Source organism: Streptomyces sp. NPDC018263 (assembly GCF_055562575.1).
In genome coordinates, this window is the sequence record NZ_JBVHFA010000006.1 from 1 (window position 1) to 16,864 (window position 16,864).

The window sequence follows — 16,864 nt, forward strand, 5'->3', positions numbered from 1 at the left end:
GGGGGGGGGCGTTCCCCCCGGCGGGCGCGTCCGCGGGGGCGCCGCGGGCGCCCCGGGGGTGGGGGGGGGGGGGGGGGGGGCCCGGGGGGGGGGGGCCCCCCCCGGGGGGGGGGGGGGGGGGGCCGGGGACCTCGTGCGGTCCCCGGCCCCGGGCTGCGGCGGATCAGATGGTGCCGCTCTCCCACCACCAGGAGCGGCCGAGGTCGGCGCGGCTGTCGACGTGCTGGTGGTCGACGTCGTACCGCTCCAGGCCGGAGAAGCCGCAGGTCTCGGCCTTCTGGTAGACGGTGCGGTTGGCGACGCCGGGCACGTCGAGGTCGGCCGCGGTGCCGTAGAGGTGCATGCTGTCGCTGGCGCCGCCGATCTCGGCGTTGTGCGCGATGCTGCGGAAGCCGGAGTTGACGGTGATCGGTACGTTGCCGAGCTTCTTGCGCAGCGCCTCCAGCTTGTACATGGCCCGGCGGGCGTTCTCCTTGACGGCGGCCGCGCTCACCTTGCCGCCGTTGAAGTTGCCGCTCGAACGGTCGTAGAACTCGCTCCAGTTGAAGTGCGCGGTCGAACCGTCCGACTGCTCAAGGGCGTTGAGCTGTGCCTGGGTGGCCGGTCCGGCGCTGCCGTCGACGGAGAGACCGTACGCGGCCTGGAAGCGGCGCACCGCGGCGGCCGTGCCCGGACCGAAGTCGCCGTCGATGCTCACCCGTGACTGCGAGGGGGAGTCCGCCGCCCAGCCGGCCACCCGGATCTGCAGCTCGGTCACGTCGGCACCGGTGGCGCCCTGGTTCATGGTGCGCGTCCAGTTGTACGCCTGCGCGCTGCCCGAGAGCAGGACGGGCCCGGCGAAGACGCCCGCGGTGGCGGCGAGGGTGCCGCGCAGGACGGTGCGGCGGTTCGGAACGAAGGTCATCGTGAACTCCCTTGTGTTTCCGGTCAGAAGGCGTCTGCGGTCAGAAGGCGTCTGCGGTCAGAAGGCGAGCTGGAACGGGACGTTCTGGGCGTCGGTGTCGTAGGCGTGCACGCGGAGCTTGAAGCGGGTGCCGTCCTTGACGTCGGTGGCGACGGTCGCCCACTGGGGGCCGAAGGTCGAGTAGGTGTTGTCGTGGTTGCACAGCGTGGTGTGGTCCACGAAGACGACGCAGGCGTCCAGGAAGCCGGTGGCCGAGCTGCTGAGCTTGATGTTGATGTCGGAGCAGCGCGAGGTGGTCGTGTAGGTGCCGTACTCGACAGCGGCGGTGGAGTAGCGGTAGGTGAGGGACACGGCGCCGCCGTAGCAGGAGGTGGCGGCGGCGGCCTTCTCGGGCCGGGCGACGGCCGGGGCGGTGGCGCCGGCGGCGAGCAGGGCGGTGGTGGCGGCGAGGACGGCCGCGGTTCTCCGGGTGCGGGTCATGTCGGGTCCGATCACTTGAGGAGAGCGGGAGTCGGGGTCCTTGCGGGTGTTCAGAAGGCGATCTGGACGCGCGCGGAGGAGCCTTCGAGGTCGACGCCCAGGGGGACGGTGAACGTGCTGCCGTCCTTGACGTCGGTGGCGATGGTCTTCCAGCTCGAGCCGACCTTGGTCCAGTAATTGCACTCGCCGACGCGGGTGAACTTCACGCAGGCCCAGACGAATTCGGCGTCGCCGCCGACCATGCGGAGGTTGATGTCGGCGCAGCGGGAGGTGGTGGTGTAGGGGCCGAACTCGACGGCGTCGCCGTAGCTGACGGTGACGGCACCGCCGTAGCAACTGGTGGCCGCCATAGAAGCGTTGGCGGGGGCGGCCGACGCGGCGGCGGGCGCCGAGACGGCGAGGGCCGCGAACAGGGCCGCCGCCGCGGCCGGGTGGGTGAGGATCTTCGCCATCGGGTTCCTTCGGTGTGCGGAAGGGGCGGGTGGGGCCTCGGGGATCGGTGCGGCGGAGCGAGTTCATGCTCCGGTGTGCGCATGCGGCTGTCATGCTCATTCGAAGAGGGTCAAATGACGCCGGTGGAAAGGGTGTTGAGCGTGCTTCGCTTTCACTTCTCGGCCGAGGATCTGGCCAGGACACGGGTCGCCGCCGCCCCGCACGCCCTGTGGGAGATCGCCGCGAGCCTCCACCGCTTCCAGACGCCGGCCGGCCGCTGGGCCTACGCGCACTGGTACCGCACGGCCCATGAGCGGTTACGGGAGGCGGGGCTGCAGAGCGCGGTACGGCAGCTCCTGCTCCCGCTGTATCCACGCGCGTCGTACTGGCCGGACTTCCTCACCCCGCTGGAGGGCGTCGCCGGCCTGGAGGCGGGGCTCAAGGCGATCCTGGCGACGCCTCCGGCCCGGGTGGCGGCGGAACTGGCGGCGCTGGCCCGGATCAGACGCGTACCCCCGCACCTCGCCAGGCTGCCGGAGAAGGGGCCGCGCACCGAGCTGGTGAACGTGCTGCGGGCCTACCACCGCGCGGTGATCGAGCCGCACGAGGAGTGGATGCACGAGGGCGTGCACACCGAGCGCGTCCGGCTGGCCCGGCACTCGCTCGACGGCGGCACCGAGGGCCTCCTGGGCGGCCTCGGCCCGGCGGTGCGCTGGCAGCACCCCCGGCTGGAGATCGGCGCCTACCCGACGGAGCACGACATCCGCCTCCAGGGCCGGGGCCTGCTGCTGATCCCCTCGTACTTCTGCTGGAAGGGCCCGGTCTCCCTGGCCGACCCCGCCCTCCCGCCGGTCCTCGCCTACTCCCTCCACCACGAGCCGCCCCGCCCCACCGCGGGCTCACCCTCCCTGGAGATCCTCCTGGGCCGAGCGAGAGCAAGGGTCCTGCGCGCGGCGGCCGCCGGTGCCACCACCACCGAAGCCGCCCACCGCGCCGGCGTCACCCCCGCCACCGCCACCCACCACACCACCGCCCTCCGCGACGCCGGCCTCATCACCAGCCACCGTCACGGAAACTCCGTCATCCACACCCTGACCCTGCTGGGGGCGACGATGCTGAGCCGGAACGTCGGGGAGCCCCCGCCGGCGGCCGACGGCTGAAGCGGTGCCGGGCGGCACGCGCCTGGAGGTCCCGGATCGCCTCGGGAGCCGTCCCCAGGACGTCTGCCGCGAGGCGGAGTTCATCGGTCAGGGTCCGGCCGGTGTGGAGCGGCACATCGGAGTTGAGGGCGACCGGAACTCCCGCCTCCAGGAACGCGGGGAGCGGGTGAGCGGCCGGTCCGGGGACGGCGCCCAGGGCCACGTTGGAGGTCAGGGAAACCTCCAGCAGGGTCCCGTCGCGGGCCATCCGCCGGAGCAGGGCGGAGCTGGTGGCCGCCGACACCCCGTGGCCGATGCGCTGGGCGCCCAGTTCGTCGAGCGCCCGCCAGATGTGCTCGGCGGGACCGAACTCGCCGGCGTGGACGGTCCGGCCCAGCCCGGCGTCGGCCGCGGCACGGAAGAGGGGGACGGCATGTCGTATGCCGGGGTGCCGGAGTTCGTCACCGGCGAGGTCGATGCCGGTGAACACCGGGGGCAGTCGGGCGATCCGCTCGGTGACCCTGGCGAGGAACGGTGCGGGGCTGTCCCGGTTGACGAGCAGGACGGCCCGCACCACGGGGTCCCGCAGGGCGGCCAGGCAGTCCTGGACGGTGTCGGTGAACTCCTGCCAGGTCATGCCGTCGCGCAGGAAGCGGCGCGGGGAGAGCCGTAACTCCGCGTGGTCGACGCCCTGTTCACGCTGCTCGGTGTGCACGTCGGCGAGGAAGCGCCGGAGGTCCTGGCCCGTGACCGGAAGAGCGTCCGCGCGGTCCGTCCGGTGCGCCTCGAAGAACAGGTGACGGTCACCGAAGTCCCGGCCGGGCAGGCCGAGTTGTCGGCGCTTGCGCTCCTCGGGTTCGAGGTGGAGGTGCAGATGGGGCAGCACCGGCGGCCGCCCGGCCGGAGCGGGGGACGGAATCACTCCGTCTTCCGCAGCCAGAATTTGACCCAGCGCTGCATGTCCTCGGAGGAATCCTGCTCCTCCTCGACCCAGGACCGCACCACTTCCAACCGCGCCTGCCGGGCAAGCTCGACCAGGTCGTCCATGCGGTAGTAGAAGAAATGCCGGAGAAACGTACTGTCCGCCCCTATGGGCAAAGAGGCGTGCCCCTCGCCTTCCTTGACCGAAATATGCGCGACGCCTCCGGGCCGCAGTACACGATGGAATTCGGCCAGTGCCCTGAGTAATTGCGGCGGCGGCAGATGGAGAAGCACCGCCGAACACCAGACGCTGCCCACCGATGCACCGGCCAGCGGAAGGGCCCGCACATCACCGCTCACCCTGCGGACCCGGGGATGCGCCGGAGCCAGGTCGAGCAGGGGGAGGCAGGCGTCCAGGGCGATCACCTCCTTGCCCGCGTCCGCGAAGGCCGTCGCATCCCGGCCGGCCCCCGAGCCCGCGTCCAGCAGCGGCCCCTCGTGGGAGCGGGCGAACGCGGCGATGTCCTGCGGCATCGACGAACCGGCGGGGAAGCGCCGGGTCCGTTCCGCGTAACCGGCCGCCGCGGCCCCGTAGGCGAAGAGGGTCTCGCGCATCCGCTGCTCCTCGGGGGAATCCGCCGAGCCGCCCAGCCGCCACGCCGTGTCCGCACAGTGGTCCAGGAACGGAAAGGCCGCCCAGTCCCACAGGTGAGGCAGCTCCAGCGTTTCCGACCAGACGCGGCGCGCGAACTGCGAGGGGAGATCAGGATCGGCCAACAGATACACCTCGTCACGTTTCCATGTGCAGAAGTAATAGTTTTCTCCGCGCCGCGCACTGTCAACGATATCGGCGAACTCGGAGCTTTTCCGACTTCCCGGCGCCACGAACCGGGCAGAATGCGCCGCGTTGAGAAGCGGAAATATATGGAGGTGCGAATGTACGATGCAGGACCCGCCCCGGCTGCCGGTCGCACCGGAGGAACCGTGCTCCACCAGCACGGTGGCACGGCCGAGCTCCTTCTCGACCAGGGCGGCGTACTCCCAGGCGACGGAGAACGCCTCAGCCAGCTCCCCGGCCGCCAGCTCGCCGAGGCTCGCGGTGTGCCGGTGCGGCACGATCAGCGCGTATCCCGGCAGCAGCGAGCCGAGTCCGGCCAGTACGTCGACCGCCCCGGTACGCCGGATCAGGCGGGAGAAGCCCTGCCGCCGGACACGCGGGCCGCCCACCGGCACCCGCTCCGGAACGAAGCTTCCGGTCGCGTGCGCCCCGAACGCACGGACCTCGTCGCACATTTCACACGCGGCGGGCTCCCCGGCCGGCAGCACGGGCAGCCCCTCCCGTAACCCACGGCGCGTCCCGGCGCTCATCCGCTCGCTCCGGCGCGCGCGGCCCGCCGGTCCCAGATGACCTGGAAGACCATGAGCAGCACCGGGAAGATCAGTGCGGTGAGGAAGTCCTTCACCGAGAACGTTCCCGCGAGCAGCAGCGCCACGGGCACCCCGGTCGCCACGGCGGCGACGAGCCACAGGGCGAGCACGACCTTGCGGTTCCTGATCCAGTCGAACAACGCGTTCTGGATCAGCAGCCGTCTGGTCAGATCCTGGGCCACGTCCTCGCTCTGGACGATGGCACAGCCGGGGAAGAGCAGCGCGGCCTTGCTGCGCGGGGTGGAGAGAATGGCCGAGCGCGCCGAGGACAGCGCGGAGACGAAGGGCCACAACGCCCACACCGACGGTCTCATCGGACTGCGCGGCAACTCCCAGTGGCCGCCTTCGAGCTGGGTCTCCATGATCGCGTCGACCGAGTCGAACACCTTCTGCTGCAAGGGGTCGACCACACCGGTCGAGAGGATCGCGGAGAGGGCCAGCGGTCCGGCGAAGTGGGGCAGCGAGTTCTGGAATACGGCCTGGATGTCGCCGTCCGCGTAGGGGACGTCGTACTCCTCCACCGTCGTACTGCGCTCGACGTGGACGCCCGGCTCGATCCGCTCCAGCAGCCACTCCGCCGTCTGGCGCATGGTGTTGGCGCTGAGCGCTCCGGGTGTCCGGGACAGTGCCAGCAGGGCGATGCTGGTGTGCAGCATCGTGGGCTCGGCGCCGGGGGTGGGCCCCCAGGCCGGCGTACGGGCGTTCTGCCCGTCGATGAGCCAGCGCTGCGCCCCGGCCAGCGCGTCGGCCCCGGCCCCGCTCTCCTGGAGCGCCAGCATGTTCAGCGCCGTGTGGAAGACGCGGGAGGGCTGCCCGAGGTACGAGCCCCAGCCGAAGTCGACGTTCTGGTTCGCCCGGAGCCATTCCGCGCCGCGCGCCAGCGCCTCACCGCCCAGCACTCCGGTGCCCGGCCGGCTCAGCGCGCGCACCACCCACGCCGTGGCCTCCGCTATCGGGAAACCGTTCGTCGTACGGACCGACCAGCCCCCGTCGGTGCTGTCGTCCGAGGCCCGCTGCTGACTCAGCAGGTAGGCCACCACGTCCGGCGTCCGCTCGAAGGGGACCCCGGCCACGCTGAAGCAGAACAGCCCCACGGCCGACGCCGTGACGCCGGGGCTCGGATCGTCCAGGTAGTGGTACCAGCCCGCCGCGCCGGGCACCGTACGGAAGGTGTGCCGCAGACAGCCGAGCGCGCGGTCGATGCTCGCCGTCAGATCCGTACCCGACAATTCCGCGGTCGCGCGCACTGTCCAGTTCCCCCCGGTCGGCCTCGGCCCCCACACGGAACGCCCCCTCGGGCGCGCACCGGAATCGGTGCGGGGAGTATGCCCGTCCGGGCGGACGGCGACACGGACTTTCCGGCCGCCCCCGGCCGCTCTCGCGGGCAGGCGTTCACCCGGTCTTCATCTGTCGGGACGGGTGCCGTCAGGCACGGCTCGGTTGGCGCGCACATGCTCATGCCGCCCATGCCCCGCTTGCCACCGGAGGTCAGAAGTGTCCGGCAGAAACGTCCCCCGTCGCGGCCGTGCCGCCGTGGCGTCCGCTCTCGCTCTCGTCGCCGCCGCGGCCGGGCTGTGGTCGGGGCTCGGCGGGTCGTCGCCCGCCCAGGCCGCGGCCGCGGTGCCGACCCCGGACCACACGGTCGTCGTGGTCTTCGAGAACCACGCCTACAGCCAGGTGATCGGCTCCTCCAGCGCGCCGTACATCAACTCACTGCGCACCGGCGGCGCGAGCCTGACCGCGTCCTACGCCGAGACCCACCCCAGCCAGCCCAACTACTTCGCCCTGTTCTCCGGTTCCACCCAGGGCATCACCGACGACAGTTGCTACACCCCCGGCTTCTCCTCCGCGCCCAACCTCGCCTCGGAGCTGATCGGCGCGGGCAAGTCGTGGGCCAGCTACAACGAGACGCTGCCCAGCCAGGGTTCGACCACGTGCGGCAGCGGCGACTACGCCCGCAAGCACAACCCGTGGTTCGGCTTCAGCAACGTACCGACGTCCAGCGCCAAGACGTTCGCGCAGTTCCCGACGGACTACTCGACGCTCCCCCAGGTCTCGTTCGTCGTCCCGAACCTGTGCAGCGACATGCACGACTGCTCCGTGTCCACCGGCGACACCTGGCTGAAGAACAAGCTCGGCGCGTACGCGACTTGGGCGAAGACCCACAACAGCCTCCTCGTCGTCACCTTCGACGAGGACAACCGGCTCAGCGGCAACCGCATCCCGACGGTGCTGTACGGGCAGCGCGTGACGGCGGGCTCGACCTCGTCGACCACGTACAACCACTACGACCTGCTGCGCACGCTGGAGGACATGCACGGCCTGCCGCACGCCGGCAACGCCGCCTCCGCCCAGGACATCACCGGCATCTGGACTCCGTGACATGTACGTAGCGGACAGCCGCGCCGGGGCACCCCGGACGGCGTCCGCGGCGGACGCCGTCCGGCCCCGTGCCGGGCGGCGCCTCCCCGCGGTCGCGCCCACCGTGCTGGCGCTCGGCACGGTCAGCCTGGTCACCGACGTCTCCTCCGAGATGGTCACCGCCGTGCTGCCCCTGTACCTGGTGGCCGGCCTCGGCCTGTCCCCGCTGGGCTTCGGACTGCTCGACGGGATCTACAACGGCGTCTCGGCGCTGGTCCGGCTGACCGGCGGCCACCTCGCCGACCGGGGCGGCGGGCGCCACAAGTGGGTGGCGGGCACGGGGTACGCCCTGTCGGCGGTCTGCAAGCCGCTGCTGCTGGTGGCCCAGACGCTCACCCCGATCGGCCTCGTCCTGGCCGTCGACCGCACCGGCAAGGGCCTGCGCACCGCCCCGCGCGACGCGCTGATCTCCCTGTCCAGCACCCCCGAGACCCGAGGGCGGGCCTTCGGTGTGCACCGGGCGATGGACACCGCGGGCGCGCTGCTCGGCCCACTGGCCGCCTTCCTCGTCCTGCGGGCCACGGTCGACGGCTACGACGCGGTGTTCACCGTGAGCTTCTGCGTGGCGGTGGTGGGTGTCCTGGTACTGGTGCTCTTCGTACCGGGAGGCGCGGCCACTCCTCGTACCCAGGGCGCCACCGGTGCCACCCTGCGCGCCGCCTTCGCCCTCCTGCGCCGCCGTGACCTGCGACGCCTCACCGTCTGCGCCCTCCTGCTCGGACTCGCCACGGTCAGCGACTCGTTCGTCTACCTGCTGCTGCAACGGCGGCTCGGCGTGCCGGACCGCTGGTTCGCCCTGCTGCCGCTCGGCACGGCGGCGGCGTTCCTGCTGCTGGCGGTGCCGCTGGGCCGTCTCGCCGACCGGGTCGGCCGCTGGCGGGTGTTCCTCGCCGGCCACCTCGCCCTGCTCCTGGCGTACGGCCTGCTGCTCTCCTCCTGGCACGGCCCCGCCCTGCCGTACGCCGTCCTCCTCCTGCACGGCGCCTTCTACGCGGCAACCGACGGGGTACTGATGGCGGCGGCCGCCGACAGCGTGCCGCCGGAGCTGCGCTCGTCCGGCCTCGCGCTGGTCCAGACGGGCCAGGCGCTGGCCCGCTTCACCTGTTCCCTGTCCTTCGGCGCGGCCTGGACGGCGTGGGGCGACCGCACGGCCCTCACCGGCTCGGCCGTGGCGCTGGCAGTGTGCGGCTCGGTCGCGTTGGCGCTGCGGCCGGATGTCCGGGAGAGCCGGGCATGACCCTGCGTCCCCGCGTCCTGATCCTGGTGCCGGCGCTGCGCAGCCTGGTGGCCGTCGCCCCGCATCCCGATACTGGCGCGGTCGGCACGGCCCTGCGTTCCCGCGTCCTGATCCCGGTACCGGCGCTGCGCAGCCTGGTAGCCGTCGCCCTGCATCCCGGTACCGGGAAGGCCGGCCTGACCCCGGGCACCCCCGCGCCCCGTCTCCCCCGCCCCGGAAGGCCCGCATGACCCTGCGTTCGCGCGTTCTGATCCTGGTATCGGCCCTCGTCGTCCTGGTAGCTGTCGCGGCGGCTTCCGTGCTGCACGCCTCGGCCCGCGCCGGCCGGCACGACCAGGCCCGCCCGGGAGGTCCGCGGATCACCGCCGGACGGGTCACGCTGACCGGCGGCGGCCCCCGCGTGGTCTTCCGGAACATGGCGTGGGGCCCGCACCGCGACGAGCTGGTGTCGGCCCCCGCCGCCGACCCGTCCGGCCCCCGCATCGCGTCCGGCGTCAAGTGCCTCCGCTTCTACGCCGCTTCGGGCACCGCAGTGTGCCTGCGGGCGGTGCACGGACAGCTCCAGGACACCTACCGCGCGGTGATCCTCGACGCGCACCTGAAGGAGCGGGCCCACTACGACGTACCCGGCATCCCCTCGCGCGCCCGGGTCTCCCCCAGCGGCCGGTACGCCGCCTGGGCGGCGTTCGTCGGCGGCGACTCGTACGCCGGTACCGCCTTCTCCACCCGGGCGGCGATCGTCGACACCCGTACCGGCAGGCTGACCCCGACCCTGGAGGCGTACCGGATCGTCAAGGACGGCCACCCGTACCGTGCGGCGGACGTGAACTTCTGGGGCGTGACCTTCGCCGCCGACGACCGCACCTTCTACGCCACCATGGCGACGGGCGGCAGCACCTACCTGGTCCGCGGCGACCTGCGCACCCGCACGCTCACCACGCTGCACCCGAACGTCGAATGTCCCTCCCTCTCCCCGGACGGCACCCGCATCGCCTACAAGAAACGCGTCAAGGGCGCCCCGAAGGACGCCCCCTGGCACCTGTACGTCCTGAACCTGAACACCGCCCGCGAAACCCGCCTCGCCGAACCCCGCAGCGTGGACGACCAGTTGGTCTGGCGCGACGATCACACCGTGGTCTACGCCCTCCCCGGCGACTACGGCGCCGACCTCTACGCGGTTCCGGCCGACGGCACGGGCAGCGCCCACCGCCTGACCACTGCCGCGGTGTCTCCGGCGTACGTCGACCAGGAGGCACCCGAGTGGGACTCGAACCCGCATCGGTGACGCGCCTCACCTGCGGAAAGGCATTCCGCTCCGCCCCCTGACGCCGCCGACGACTCTCCGTGTCGACCTGACCGCGATTACCGCTGCTCACCACGCGACGCGGATATAGCCTCTAAGCCGGAAACGGCACAAAGGGGATATTTATGGGCGAGCATGAGATTTTCGAAGGCGACGCCGAGATCGCACGGCAGGAGGCGGCCGCCGCCGGTGAGCCACTGGAGCCGCGCGTGGGCCCCGCGCCGAAGGGTCCGCCCAGGTCGAAGCCGTACACGCATCCGGCGGCGGGCTGGGGCGCGGCCGCGGCCGTCACCGAGTTCCTCGTCGACGAGCGCGAGGTCGTGCCGGGCTCGCTCGAGATGCTGAAGATGAACCAGGAGGACAAGGGCGGCTTCGACTGCCCGGGCTGCGCGTGGCCCGACACCAAGGGCCTGGCGCTGGACCTCTGCGAGAACGGCATCAAGCACACCACGTGGGAGATGACGGGCAAGCGTGTCACCCGCGAGTTCTTCGCGAAGCACACCGTCACCTCGCTGTTCGACTGGAGCGACCACGACCTCGAGGCGGAGGGCCGGCTGACGGAGCCGATGGTCTACGACCCGGAGACCGACCATTACGTGCCGATCCGCTGGGCGGACGCCTTCAAGCTCTTCGGAGACACCGTCCGCGCCATGGAGAACCCGAACCAGGCGTCGTACTACACCTCGGGACGGCTGGGCAACGAGGCTTCCTTCCTCTACCAGCTCATGTCCCGCGAACTCGGCACCAACAACCAGCCCGACTGCGCCAACCTGTGCACCGAGGCCGGCAGCCGCGCGATGCTGGCCGCGCTCGGCACCGGCAAGGCCACCGTGGACCTGGGGGACTGGGAGGCGGCGGACGCCGTCTTCGTGGTCGGCATCAACGCCGCCTCCAACGCGCCGCGCATGCTCACCCCGCTGGCGCAGCTCTACCGCGCGGGCAAGAAGATCGTCCACATCAACCCGCAGATCGAGGCGGGCGCCACCCGCACGATCATCCCGCACGACATCCTGGCGATGGCGACCTTCCGCGCCACCCCGACCAGCAATCTCGACATCCAGCCGCGGGCCGCCGGCGACATGGCGCTGATGCGCGGTATCGCCAAGGCCACGCTGGAGATGTCCGAGACGGACGGCCACGCGATCGACAGGGAGTTCCTGGAACGCCACACGAGCGGCTTCGACGCCTACCGGAGGCTGGTCGAGGACACTTCCTGGGACGAGATCGTCCACCAGTCGGGGGTGGCCAAGGCGGACATCCTCAAGGCCGCCGCGATCTACCGCGGGGCCGACCGGTCGATCATCACCTGGGGCCTCGGCGTCAACCAGCACGAGCACGCCGTCGACACCATCCGCGAGATGATCAACGTGCTGCTGCTGCGCGGCAACATCGGCCGCGAGGGCGCCGGCGCCGCGCCCAACCGCGGCCACAGCAACGTGCAGGGCAACCGCACCTGCGGCATCACCAACGCCCCCACCCCGGAGTTCCTCGACAGGCTCGCCGAGGTCTGCGGGATCGACCCGCCGTACGAGAAGGGGCTGGACGTCCTCGGCACCGTCGAGGCGATGGCCCGCGGCGACATCAAGGTCTTCGTCGGCATGGCGGGCAACTTCGCGCTCGCGCTGCCCGACACCAGGTACACCTACGCGGCGTTGCGGAAGGTGGATCTGACCGTTTACGTCAGCACCAAACTCAACCGCAGCCACATCGTCCACGGCAGGCGCGCGCTGATCCTGCCGTGCCTGGGCCGTACCGAGAAGGACATCCAGAGGAGTGGCCTGCAGCGTCTGTCGGTCGAGGACGGCGACTCGATGGTCCACCTCTCGCAGGGCAACCGGCACCCGGCCTCGCCGCACCTGCTCTCCGAGCCCGCGATCATCGCCGGCCTCGCCCGGGCGGCGCTGCCGGACTCGGGGACCCCCTGGGAGTGGTACGTCGAGGACTACGACCGTATCCGCGACACCATGTCCGAAGTCCTGGACGGCTTCGAGGACTTCAACCGGCGCGTCAGACAGCCGATGGGCTTCCGGATCAAACAGCCCGCCCGCGAGCTGGTCTTCCTCACCCCCAGCGGGCGCGCCGAGTTCTCGCACGCCCCCCTGCCCGACGTGGTGCCCCGCGACGGACGGCTCGTCCTGGGCGCGATGCGCTCCCACGACCAGTGGAACACCACGATCTACACCGACAACGACCGCTACCGGGGCATCCACAATCTGCGCACGCTCGTCTTCATGAACGCCGACGACATGGACGAGCGCGGCCTCGAGGAGTTCCAGCCGACCGTGATCACGGCATACGCCAAGGACGGCACACGCCGCACGCTGAGGGGCTTCCTCGCGGTCAGGCACGACATCCCGCGCGGCGTCGCCGCCGGCTACATGCCCGAACTGAACCAACTGATCTCGATCAGCGACTACAGCGCCCAGAGCGACCAGCCGCTGATGAAACAGCTCAACGTCACGATCGATCAGGCCACCTGAGGCTCCGCCCGGTAACCGACCCACCGCACTGCCATGAGGGCCCAGCCGTGGGACCGCCACCAACGCTCCCACGGCACCGGCCGGACACCGCACACCCACACCCGCGAAAACTGCCCCCGGGGGACCTCCGCTCCCCTGTCACTCGATCTGATGGGGTGGTGCTTCCGACGCCTGATAGCGCCGGAGTCTGTGGGTGCTCAGGCTCGTGCGCCCACGATGAGGGTGCCGATATGCCCCTCCTTCGGCGCGTCCACGATCTTGGTCTTCGCTGTGGAGAAGCCCGCTCGCAACAGGTGGCGCTCCCACACGGCGGGCTTGTAGCTGTACCGGTAGGTGAACATCGCCTTGCCGGCGAAACCGCCCTTGTACATGCCCTGGGGGCCATACGCGCCGGGGATGGCCGGCGGCTGGGAGAAGACGAACACGCCGCCCGGTGTCAGTCGCTCGCGGACGAGCGGAAACAGCCGGGACGGGTCGGTGAACCAGGCCGCGCCAAAGATGGAGTACACGGCGTCGTACTGGCTGGTGTCAGTGGCGAGCCAGTCGAGGACCTCTGCTTGCTCGATCCGAACGCCGAGCGATGCCCACCGTTCGCCGGCCAGCTCAACCATGCGCGGCGACAGGTCCACGCCGGTGGCCTTCACGCCCTGCTGCGCGAGGTGGGCGAGGGCACGGCCGGTGCCGCAGCCGATCTCCAAGACGGACTCGGGTGCGCCGAGGAGTTCGGGGCCGGGCCCGTGGCCGGCGTACTGCGTCCAGTGGAACGAGGGCTCGGCGGCGGCATCGAACGCGCTCTTGGCGTAGGCGTCCCAGAGTTCAGTCTCGGCGGGGATGTCGTGGGGTACTGGCACTGCCGTCCTCCGGTCGAAGGAGAGAGGGTCCCTGCCCTCCGGGTGGCGAGGGCAGGGGTCGACAGTAGTGGGGTCAGTGACTGTCGGGGACCTTGTCGTCGCAGGGCGAGCAGTCCGCGCCGTCGATCGCCCACAGTTCTTCGTCGATGTCCCAGCCCTGGGACTTCAGGAAGTTGCCGGTGCGCAGGCACAGGCCGTCGCTGCGCCGCTCGATGAACGGGGCGTGGTGCTTGTACCGGCCGCCGTTGTACAGGCGGCACAGCCCCCACCAGACAGGCGTGTCAAGGATGAGCTGGTGAACGCCGATGTCCACGAGCTTGCCGACGCCGAGGTGCACACCAGGGTTCTCGATGGAGCCCATGACGTACATGACGGCGTTGCCGAGGATGCGCTCGGCCATGTTGCGGACCATGGTGTGGTCCCGCAGAAGCAGCGCGATCTCCCGGTCCCAGAGGGTCATGCCCGAGTCGAAGATGTTGACGGTCAGCTCGGTGATGTGCGGGGCGACCGCGTCGAGGAGTTCCTGTGGGTTCCGGGTCCGTGTGCCTGAGGCAAGGTCCAACGCGGCGACGGTCATGGTGTCCTCCAGGCTGTGGGGCGCCCCCACTTGAAGGCGCGGGACCCGCCCGGTGACTACGGGCGGGAACTTGTGGGATGGGCGGTGCGCCGCTCGCACAGCATCAGCAGCCCCCTTGCCGCAGCGAGTGCGGTGACGCGGAGCTGGTGCGGGCCGCCGCCGATAGCTGCAATCCCGCAAGTAGTCCCGGTCGTGGCAGGGTGCGCAGTTGATGGCTTGTACGGCCAGAGCGGTAACGCGTGGTCGGCGAGACACTGCCCGCAGGGCTCCCCGGTACCGGTACATGTCGCCTTGGGTGTGGACGCCAAGCAGCGGAAGCGGGTCTGCGGGGAACCCGGCGGCCGGTCGATTCGCGGGTGTAGTCGCGGAGTCCGACGCCCCGGTATCCGTCATGCGCCTAACGTGCTCCTGTGCGCGGGACGTTTCTACGGCCGAGCGGGGGACGGCCAGGCCGAGTTGGTCCTAGCGTCCTGGAAAGCCGAAACGTCCTCGGGGGATCCTTGAATACTGCATTACGTGACGCTATGGCGGGCGCTGATCTGACGGTGGGGAAGCTCGCCCGTAAGGTCGGCGTCACGGTGAAGACCGCCGAGCGGTGGCTATCCGACCCGACACGGGTACCTCATCCCCGAACCCGTGTGGAAGTTGCGACGGCGTTGGGAGTGAGCGCGGACATGCTGTGGCCAAAGGTCGTGCGGTCAACCGTCAAGACGGGCCCGGACCGGGAGATCGTGTCCGCCTACCCCTACCGAAATGCCTGCCCGACATCAGTTTGGGCGAGCCTCATCGACAGCGCGTCACGGCGGATCTGTTTCGCCGGGTACACGAACTACTTCCTGTGGCAGGACCACCCGCGACTGGCTGACCGGCTGAAGCGTAAGAGTGAGGACGGCTGCTCGATCCGGTTCATTCTCGGCGACCCCGACTCCGAGGTCACCCGGCGACGGGAGGACGTCGAGGGTGTGCCGCTCACCGTGGGCACCCGTATCCGCATCACACTTGACGCCCTGAGCAAGCTACGTGAGACGCCGGGTATCGAATCCAAGTTCAGTGACGAGCACATCGCGCTGTCGGTGTTCACCTTCGACGATCAGATGCTGGTCACGCCTCACATCTCGAACCTGCTGGGGCACGAGTCGCCCATGCTGCACCTGCGGCGTCTCGGCGATGACGGCCTGTACGACCGGTTCGCGGCGCACGTGGCCGCCCTGTGGGAGAACGGCCGTCCCGTTTGGTCATGACTCCCGCCCAGACGCACGACTGCGGCCCCCGCCTCCCGGAGGAGAGCGGGGGCCGCAGTCGTAGCGGCGAACGCCATGACGTACCAGCCCACCCCGGACCCGCGCCATGGCGCGGGCCGGTGGCAGGTCACGAGGAACATGATCGCGCACAGGGCGACGAAGCCGCTGACGGCCGTGTTCACCCACTGGCCCAGGTTCACGTGGCCTCGCCTCCCAGAATCGGAGAAGGTGTCCGACGCGTTCAGGCGACTCTGCCGCGAGGCGGACCTGCCGCCGATCAACCTGCGTGAGCAGAGGCACGTTGCCGCAACGTTGATCCACGCTGGCGGCGGAGAAGAGGTGGCACGCAACGCGGAGAGCATCGTCCCCCACGCCCGGCGCCTACTGCCTTCGCACACTGCCGCTCACGCATCGCTCACGCAAGAGGACGAAAGCGACTGAGCGCCCCTGCTGGTCTAAACCCGCAAGGGGCGCTCGTTACCTGCTAGATGGCGTTCTCCGAACGACTGCTTGGGTGGGGCGGGTGGGACTCGAACCCACGGCCGACGGATTATGAGTCCGCTGCTCTAACCGGCTGAGCTACCGCCCCTCGCGGCGTGTCGCGTACAACTGTGCGCGCCGTCTGCCGCAGCATAGCCGCTCATACGATCTCCTGCTTCGGATGGTCGGCTTCCGCGCTGCTTCCCTGACCTGGAACGACTCTCCCAGCTCGCCCAGAGACTCCCGGACATGAAAAAGGACCCCGCAGGGTCCTCGTCCACCGTCGTTCAACGCGCTCCCCCGACTGGACTCGAACCAGTAACCTGCCGGTTAACAGCCGGCTGCTCTGCCAATTGAGCTACGGAGGACCGAAGCTCCCCCGACTGGACTCGAACCAGTAACCTGCCGGTTAACAGCCGGCTGCTCTGCCAATTGAGCTACAGGGGATCGCTTCGTCTGCATCGAACGCATCCACCTGGGTATTCGCCAGGGGGCGGGCGCTCGCTGCGACACATACATTAGCGCAAGCAGGGGGGTGCTCCGCCAATCGGTTCCCCTCGGGCGCCGGCACAGCCTCACAGACCCCCGTCAGGGACTACGCAAGGAAGGGTGGCCCACATGCGCTACCGGCTCACGTTCGTCGCCGGACTGGCCGTCGGATACGTACTCGGAGCACGCGCCGGCCAGCAGCGCTACGAGCAGATCAAGAAGGCCGCTCGCGGGTTCGCGCAGAACCCCGCCGTGCGCAACTCTGCCGAGACCGCCGCCCAGCAGGGCAAGGTCTACGCGGGCAAGGCGCTGCACACGGTCAGCGAGAAGGTCGGGGACCACGTCCCCGAGTCGTTCACCGACCGCGTCCGCTCCCGGCTGGGACGCAACGGCCACGGCCGGCCGGCCGAGGACGACTGGGGCACCAGCCACCCCTGAACCGGCCACCCCGCACACGTGCCCCCTGAGCCGCGGCTTTAGG

16 protein-coding genes and 3 tRNA genes are annotated in these 16,864 nt (G+C 70.6%); 8 read left to right on the forward strand and 11 right to left on the reverse strand.

What is annotated here, in order from left to right; genetic code table 11:
- Positions 1-163: 163 nt before the first annotated feature.
- From ACZ3HQ_RS18120 to ACZ3HQ_RS18130, 3 genes are read right to left on the reverse strand one after another with little or no spacing between them, the layout of a single operon-like run.
- On the reverse strand, positions 164-904 hold the full coding sequence (locus tag ACZ3HQ_RS18120) for a D-Ala-D-Ala carboxypeptidase family metallohydrolase (protein WP_467512046.1): 741 nt from the start codon (positions 902-904) through the stop codon (positions 164-166).
- 57 nt (positions 905-961) lie between these two features.
- Entirely contained in the window at positions 962-1,384 is a 423-nt protein-coding gene (locus ACZ3HQ_RS18125) for a hypothetical protein (RefSeq protein ID WP_467512048.1), read from the reverse strand.
- Positions 1,385-1,434: 50 nt separating this feature from the next.
- Complete coding sequence (locus tag ACZ3HQ_RS18130) at positions 1,435-1,836, reverse strand: hypothetical protein (protein WP_467512050.1); 402 nt, start codon at positions 1,834-1,836, stop codon at positions 1,435-1,437.
- A 141-nt stretch (positions 1,837-1,977) separates the two neighbouring features.
- On the opposite strand from ACZ3HQ_RS18130, the gene ACZ3HQ_RS18135 reads away from it, so the two are divergent.
- Positions 1,978-2,976, forward strand: a complete 999-nt coding sequence (locus tag ACZ3HQ_RS18135) for an ArsR family transcriptional regulator (RefSeq protein ID WP_467512052.1) — start codon at positions 1,978-1,980, stop codon at positions 2,974-2,976.
- Here ACZ3HQ_RS18135 and ACZ3HQ_RS18140 read toward each other — a convergent pair.
- From ACZ3HQ_RS18140 to ACZ3HQ_RS18150, 3 genes are read right to left on the reverse strand one after another with little or no spacing between them, the layout of a single operon-like run.
- Entirely contained in the window at positions 2,897-3,877 is a 981-nt protein-coding gene (locus tag ACZ3HQ_RS18140; RefSeq protein WP_467512053.1) for an amidohydrolase family protein, read from the reverse strand. The genes ACZ3HQ_RS18135 and ACZ3HQ_RS18140 overlap by 80 nt on opposite strands.
- Positions 3,874-5,244, reverse strand: a complete 1,371-nt coding sequence (locus tag ACZ3HQ_RS18145) for a methyltransferase domain-containing protein (RefSeq protein WP_467512055.1) — start codon at positions 5,242-5,244, stop codon at positions 3,874-3,876. Before ACZ3HQ_RS18145 ends, ACZ3HQ_RS18140 begins: the two co-directional genes overlap by 4 nt.
- Positions 5,241-6,551, reverse strand: coding sequence for a prenyltransferase/squalene oxidase repeat-containing protein (locus ACZ3HQ_RS18150; RefSeq protein WP_467512057.1), 1,311 nt, complete (start codon positions 6,549-6,551; stop codon positions 5,241-5,243). The genes ACZ3HQ_RS18145 and ACZ3HQ_RS18150 overlap by 4 nt, the downstream gene beginning before the upstream one ends.
- A 247-nt stretch (positions 6,552-6,798) precedes the next feature.
- Between ACZ3HQ_RS18150 and ACZ3HQ_RS18155 the strand changes: the two genes are divergently transcribed.
- The 5 genes from ACZ3HQ_RS18155 (at position 6,799) to ACZ3HQ_RS18175 (ending at position 12,745) form a co-directional block, all read left to right on the forward strand.
- Positions 6,799-7,686 (forward strand): alkaline phosphatase family protein, encoded by an 888-nt coding sequence (locus tag ACZ3HQ_RS18155; RefSeq protein ID WP_467512059.1) that lies wholly within the window; start codon positions 6,799-6,801, stop codon positions 7,684-7,686.
- A gap of 1 nt (position 7,687) precedes the next feature.
- The gene (locus ACZ3HQ_RS18160) at positions 7,688-8,962 is read left to right on the forward strand and encodes an MFS transporter (RefSeq protein WP_467512061.1); all 1,275 of its coding nucleotides are present in this window, start codon (positions 7,688-7,690) and stop codon (positions 8,960-8,962) included.
- Positions 8,959-9,192, forward strand: a complete 234-nt coding sequence (locus ACZ3HQ_RS18165) for a hypothetical protein (protein WP_467512063.1) — start codon at positions 8,959-8,961, stop codon at positions 9,190-9,192. Before ACZ3HQ_RS18160 ends, ACZ3HQ_RS18165 begins: the two co-directional genes overlap by 4 nt.
- Positions 9,189-10,247, forward strand: a complete 1,059-nt coding sequence (locus ACZ3HQ_RS18170) for a TolB family protein (protein ID WP_467512065.1) — start codon at positions 9,189-9,191, stop codon at positions 10,245-10,247. Before ACZ3HQ_RS18165 ends, ACZ3HQ_RS18170 begins: the two co-directional genes overlap by 4 nt.
- 143 nt (positions 10,248-10,390) lie before the next feature.
- Complete coding sequence (locus ACZ3HQ_RS18175; RefSeq protein ID WP_467512067.1) at positions 10,391-12,745, forward strand: FdhF/YdeP family oxidoreductase; 2,355 nt, start codon at positions 10,391-10,393, stop codon at positions 12,743-12,745.
- A 197-nt stretch (positions 12,746-12,942) separates the two neighbouring features.
- Here the strand turns inward: ACZ3HQ_RS18175 and ACZ3HQ_RS18180 are convergent, their stop codons facing one another.
- Together ACZ3HQ_RS18180 and ACZ3HQ_RS18185 are read right to left on the reverse strand one after the other, a co-directional pair.
- A complete protein-coding gene (locus ACZ3HQ_RS18180; protein WP_467512069.1) occupies positions 12,943-13,596 on the reverse strand; it encodes a class I SAM-dependent methyltransferase in 654 nt (217 codons plus the stop codon).
- A 73-nt stretch (positions 13,597-13,669) separates the two neighbouring features.
- Positions 13,670-14,173, reverse strand: coding sequence for a hypothetical protein (locus tag ACZ3HQ_RS18185; RefSeq protein ID WP_467512071.1), 504 nt, complete (start codon positions 14,171-14,173; stop codon positions 13,670-13,672).
- 524 nt (positions 14,174-14,697) lie between these two features.
- Between ACZ3HQ_RS18185 and ACZ3HQ_RS18190 the strand changes: the two genes are divergently transcribed.
- Positions 14,698-15,414 carry a DUF5919 domain-containing protein gene (locus ACZ3HQ_RS18190; RefSeq protein WP_467512073.1) on the forward strand — a complete coding sequence of 239 codons (717 nt, stop codon included), beginning with the start codon at positions 14,698-14,700 and terminating at the stop codon, positions 15,412-15,414.
- A gap of 515 nt (positions 15,415-15,929) precedes the next feature.
- Here the strand turns inward: ACZ3HQ_RS18190 and ACZ3HQ_RS18195 are convergent.
- From ACZ3HQ_RS18195 to ACZ3HQ_RS18205, 3 genes are all read right to left on the reverse strand, one after another.
- Positions 15,930-16,003: transfer RNA gene (locus ACZ3HQ_RS18195), tRNA-Ile, on the reverse strand.
- A gap of 186 nt (positions 16,004-16,189) precedes the next feature.
- A tRNA-Asn gene (locus ACZ3HQ_RS18200) sits at positions 16,190-16,262 on the reverse strand.
- 6 nt (positions 16,263-16,268) lie between these two features.
- A tRNA-Asn gene (locus ACZ3HQ_RS18205) sits at positions 16,269-16,341 on the reverse strand.
- Between the two features lie 171 nt (positions 16,342-16,512).
- Here ACZ3HQ_RS18205 and ACZ3HQ_RS18210 point away from each other — a divergent pair.
- Entirely contained in the window at positions 16,513-16,821 is a 309-nt protein-coding gene (locus tag ACZ3HQ_RS18210; RefSeq protein ID WP_350899871.1) for a YtxH domain-containing protein, read from the forward strand.
- Positions 16,822-16,864: the final 43 nt, after the last annotated feature.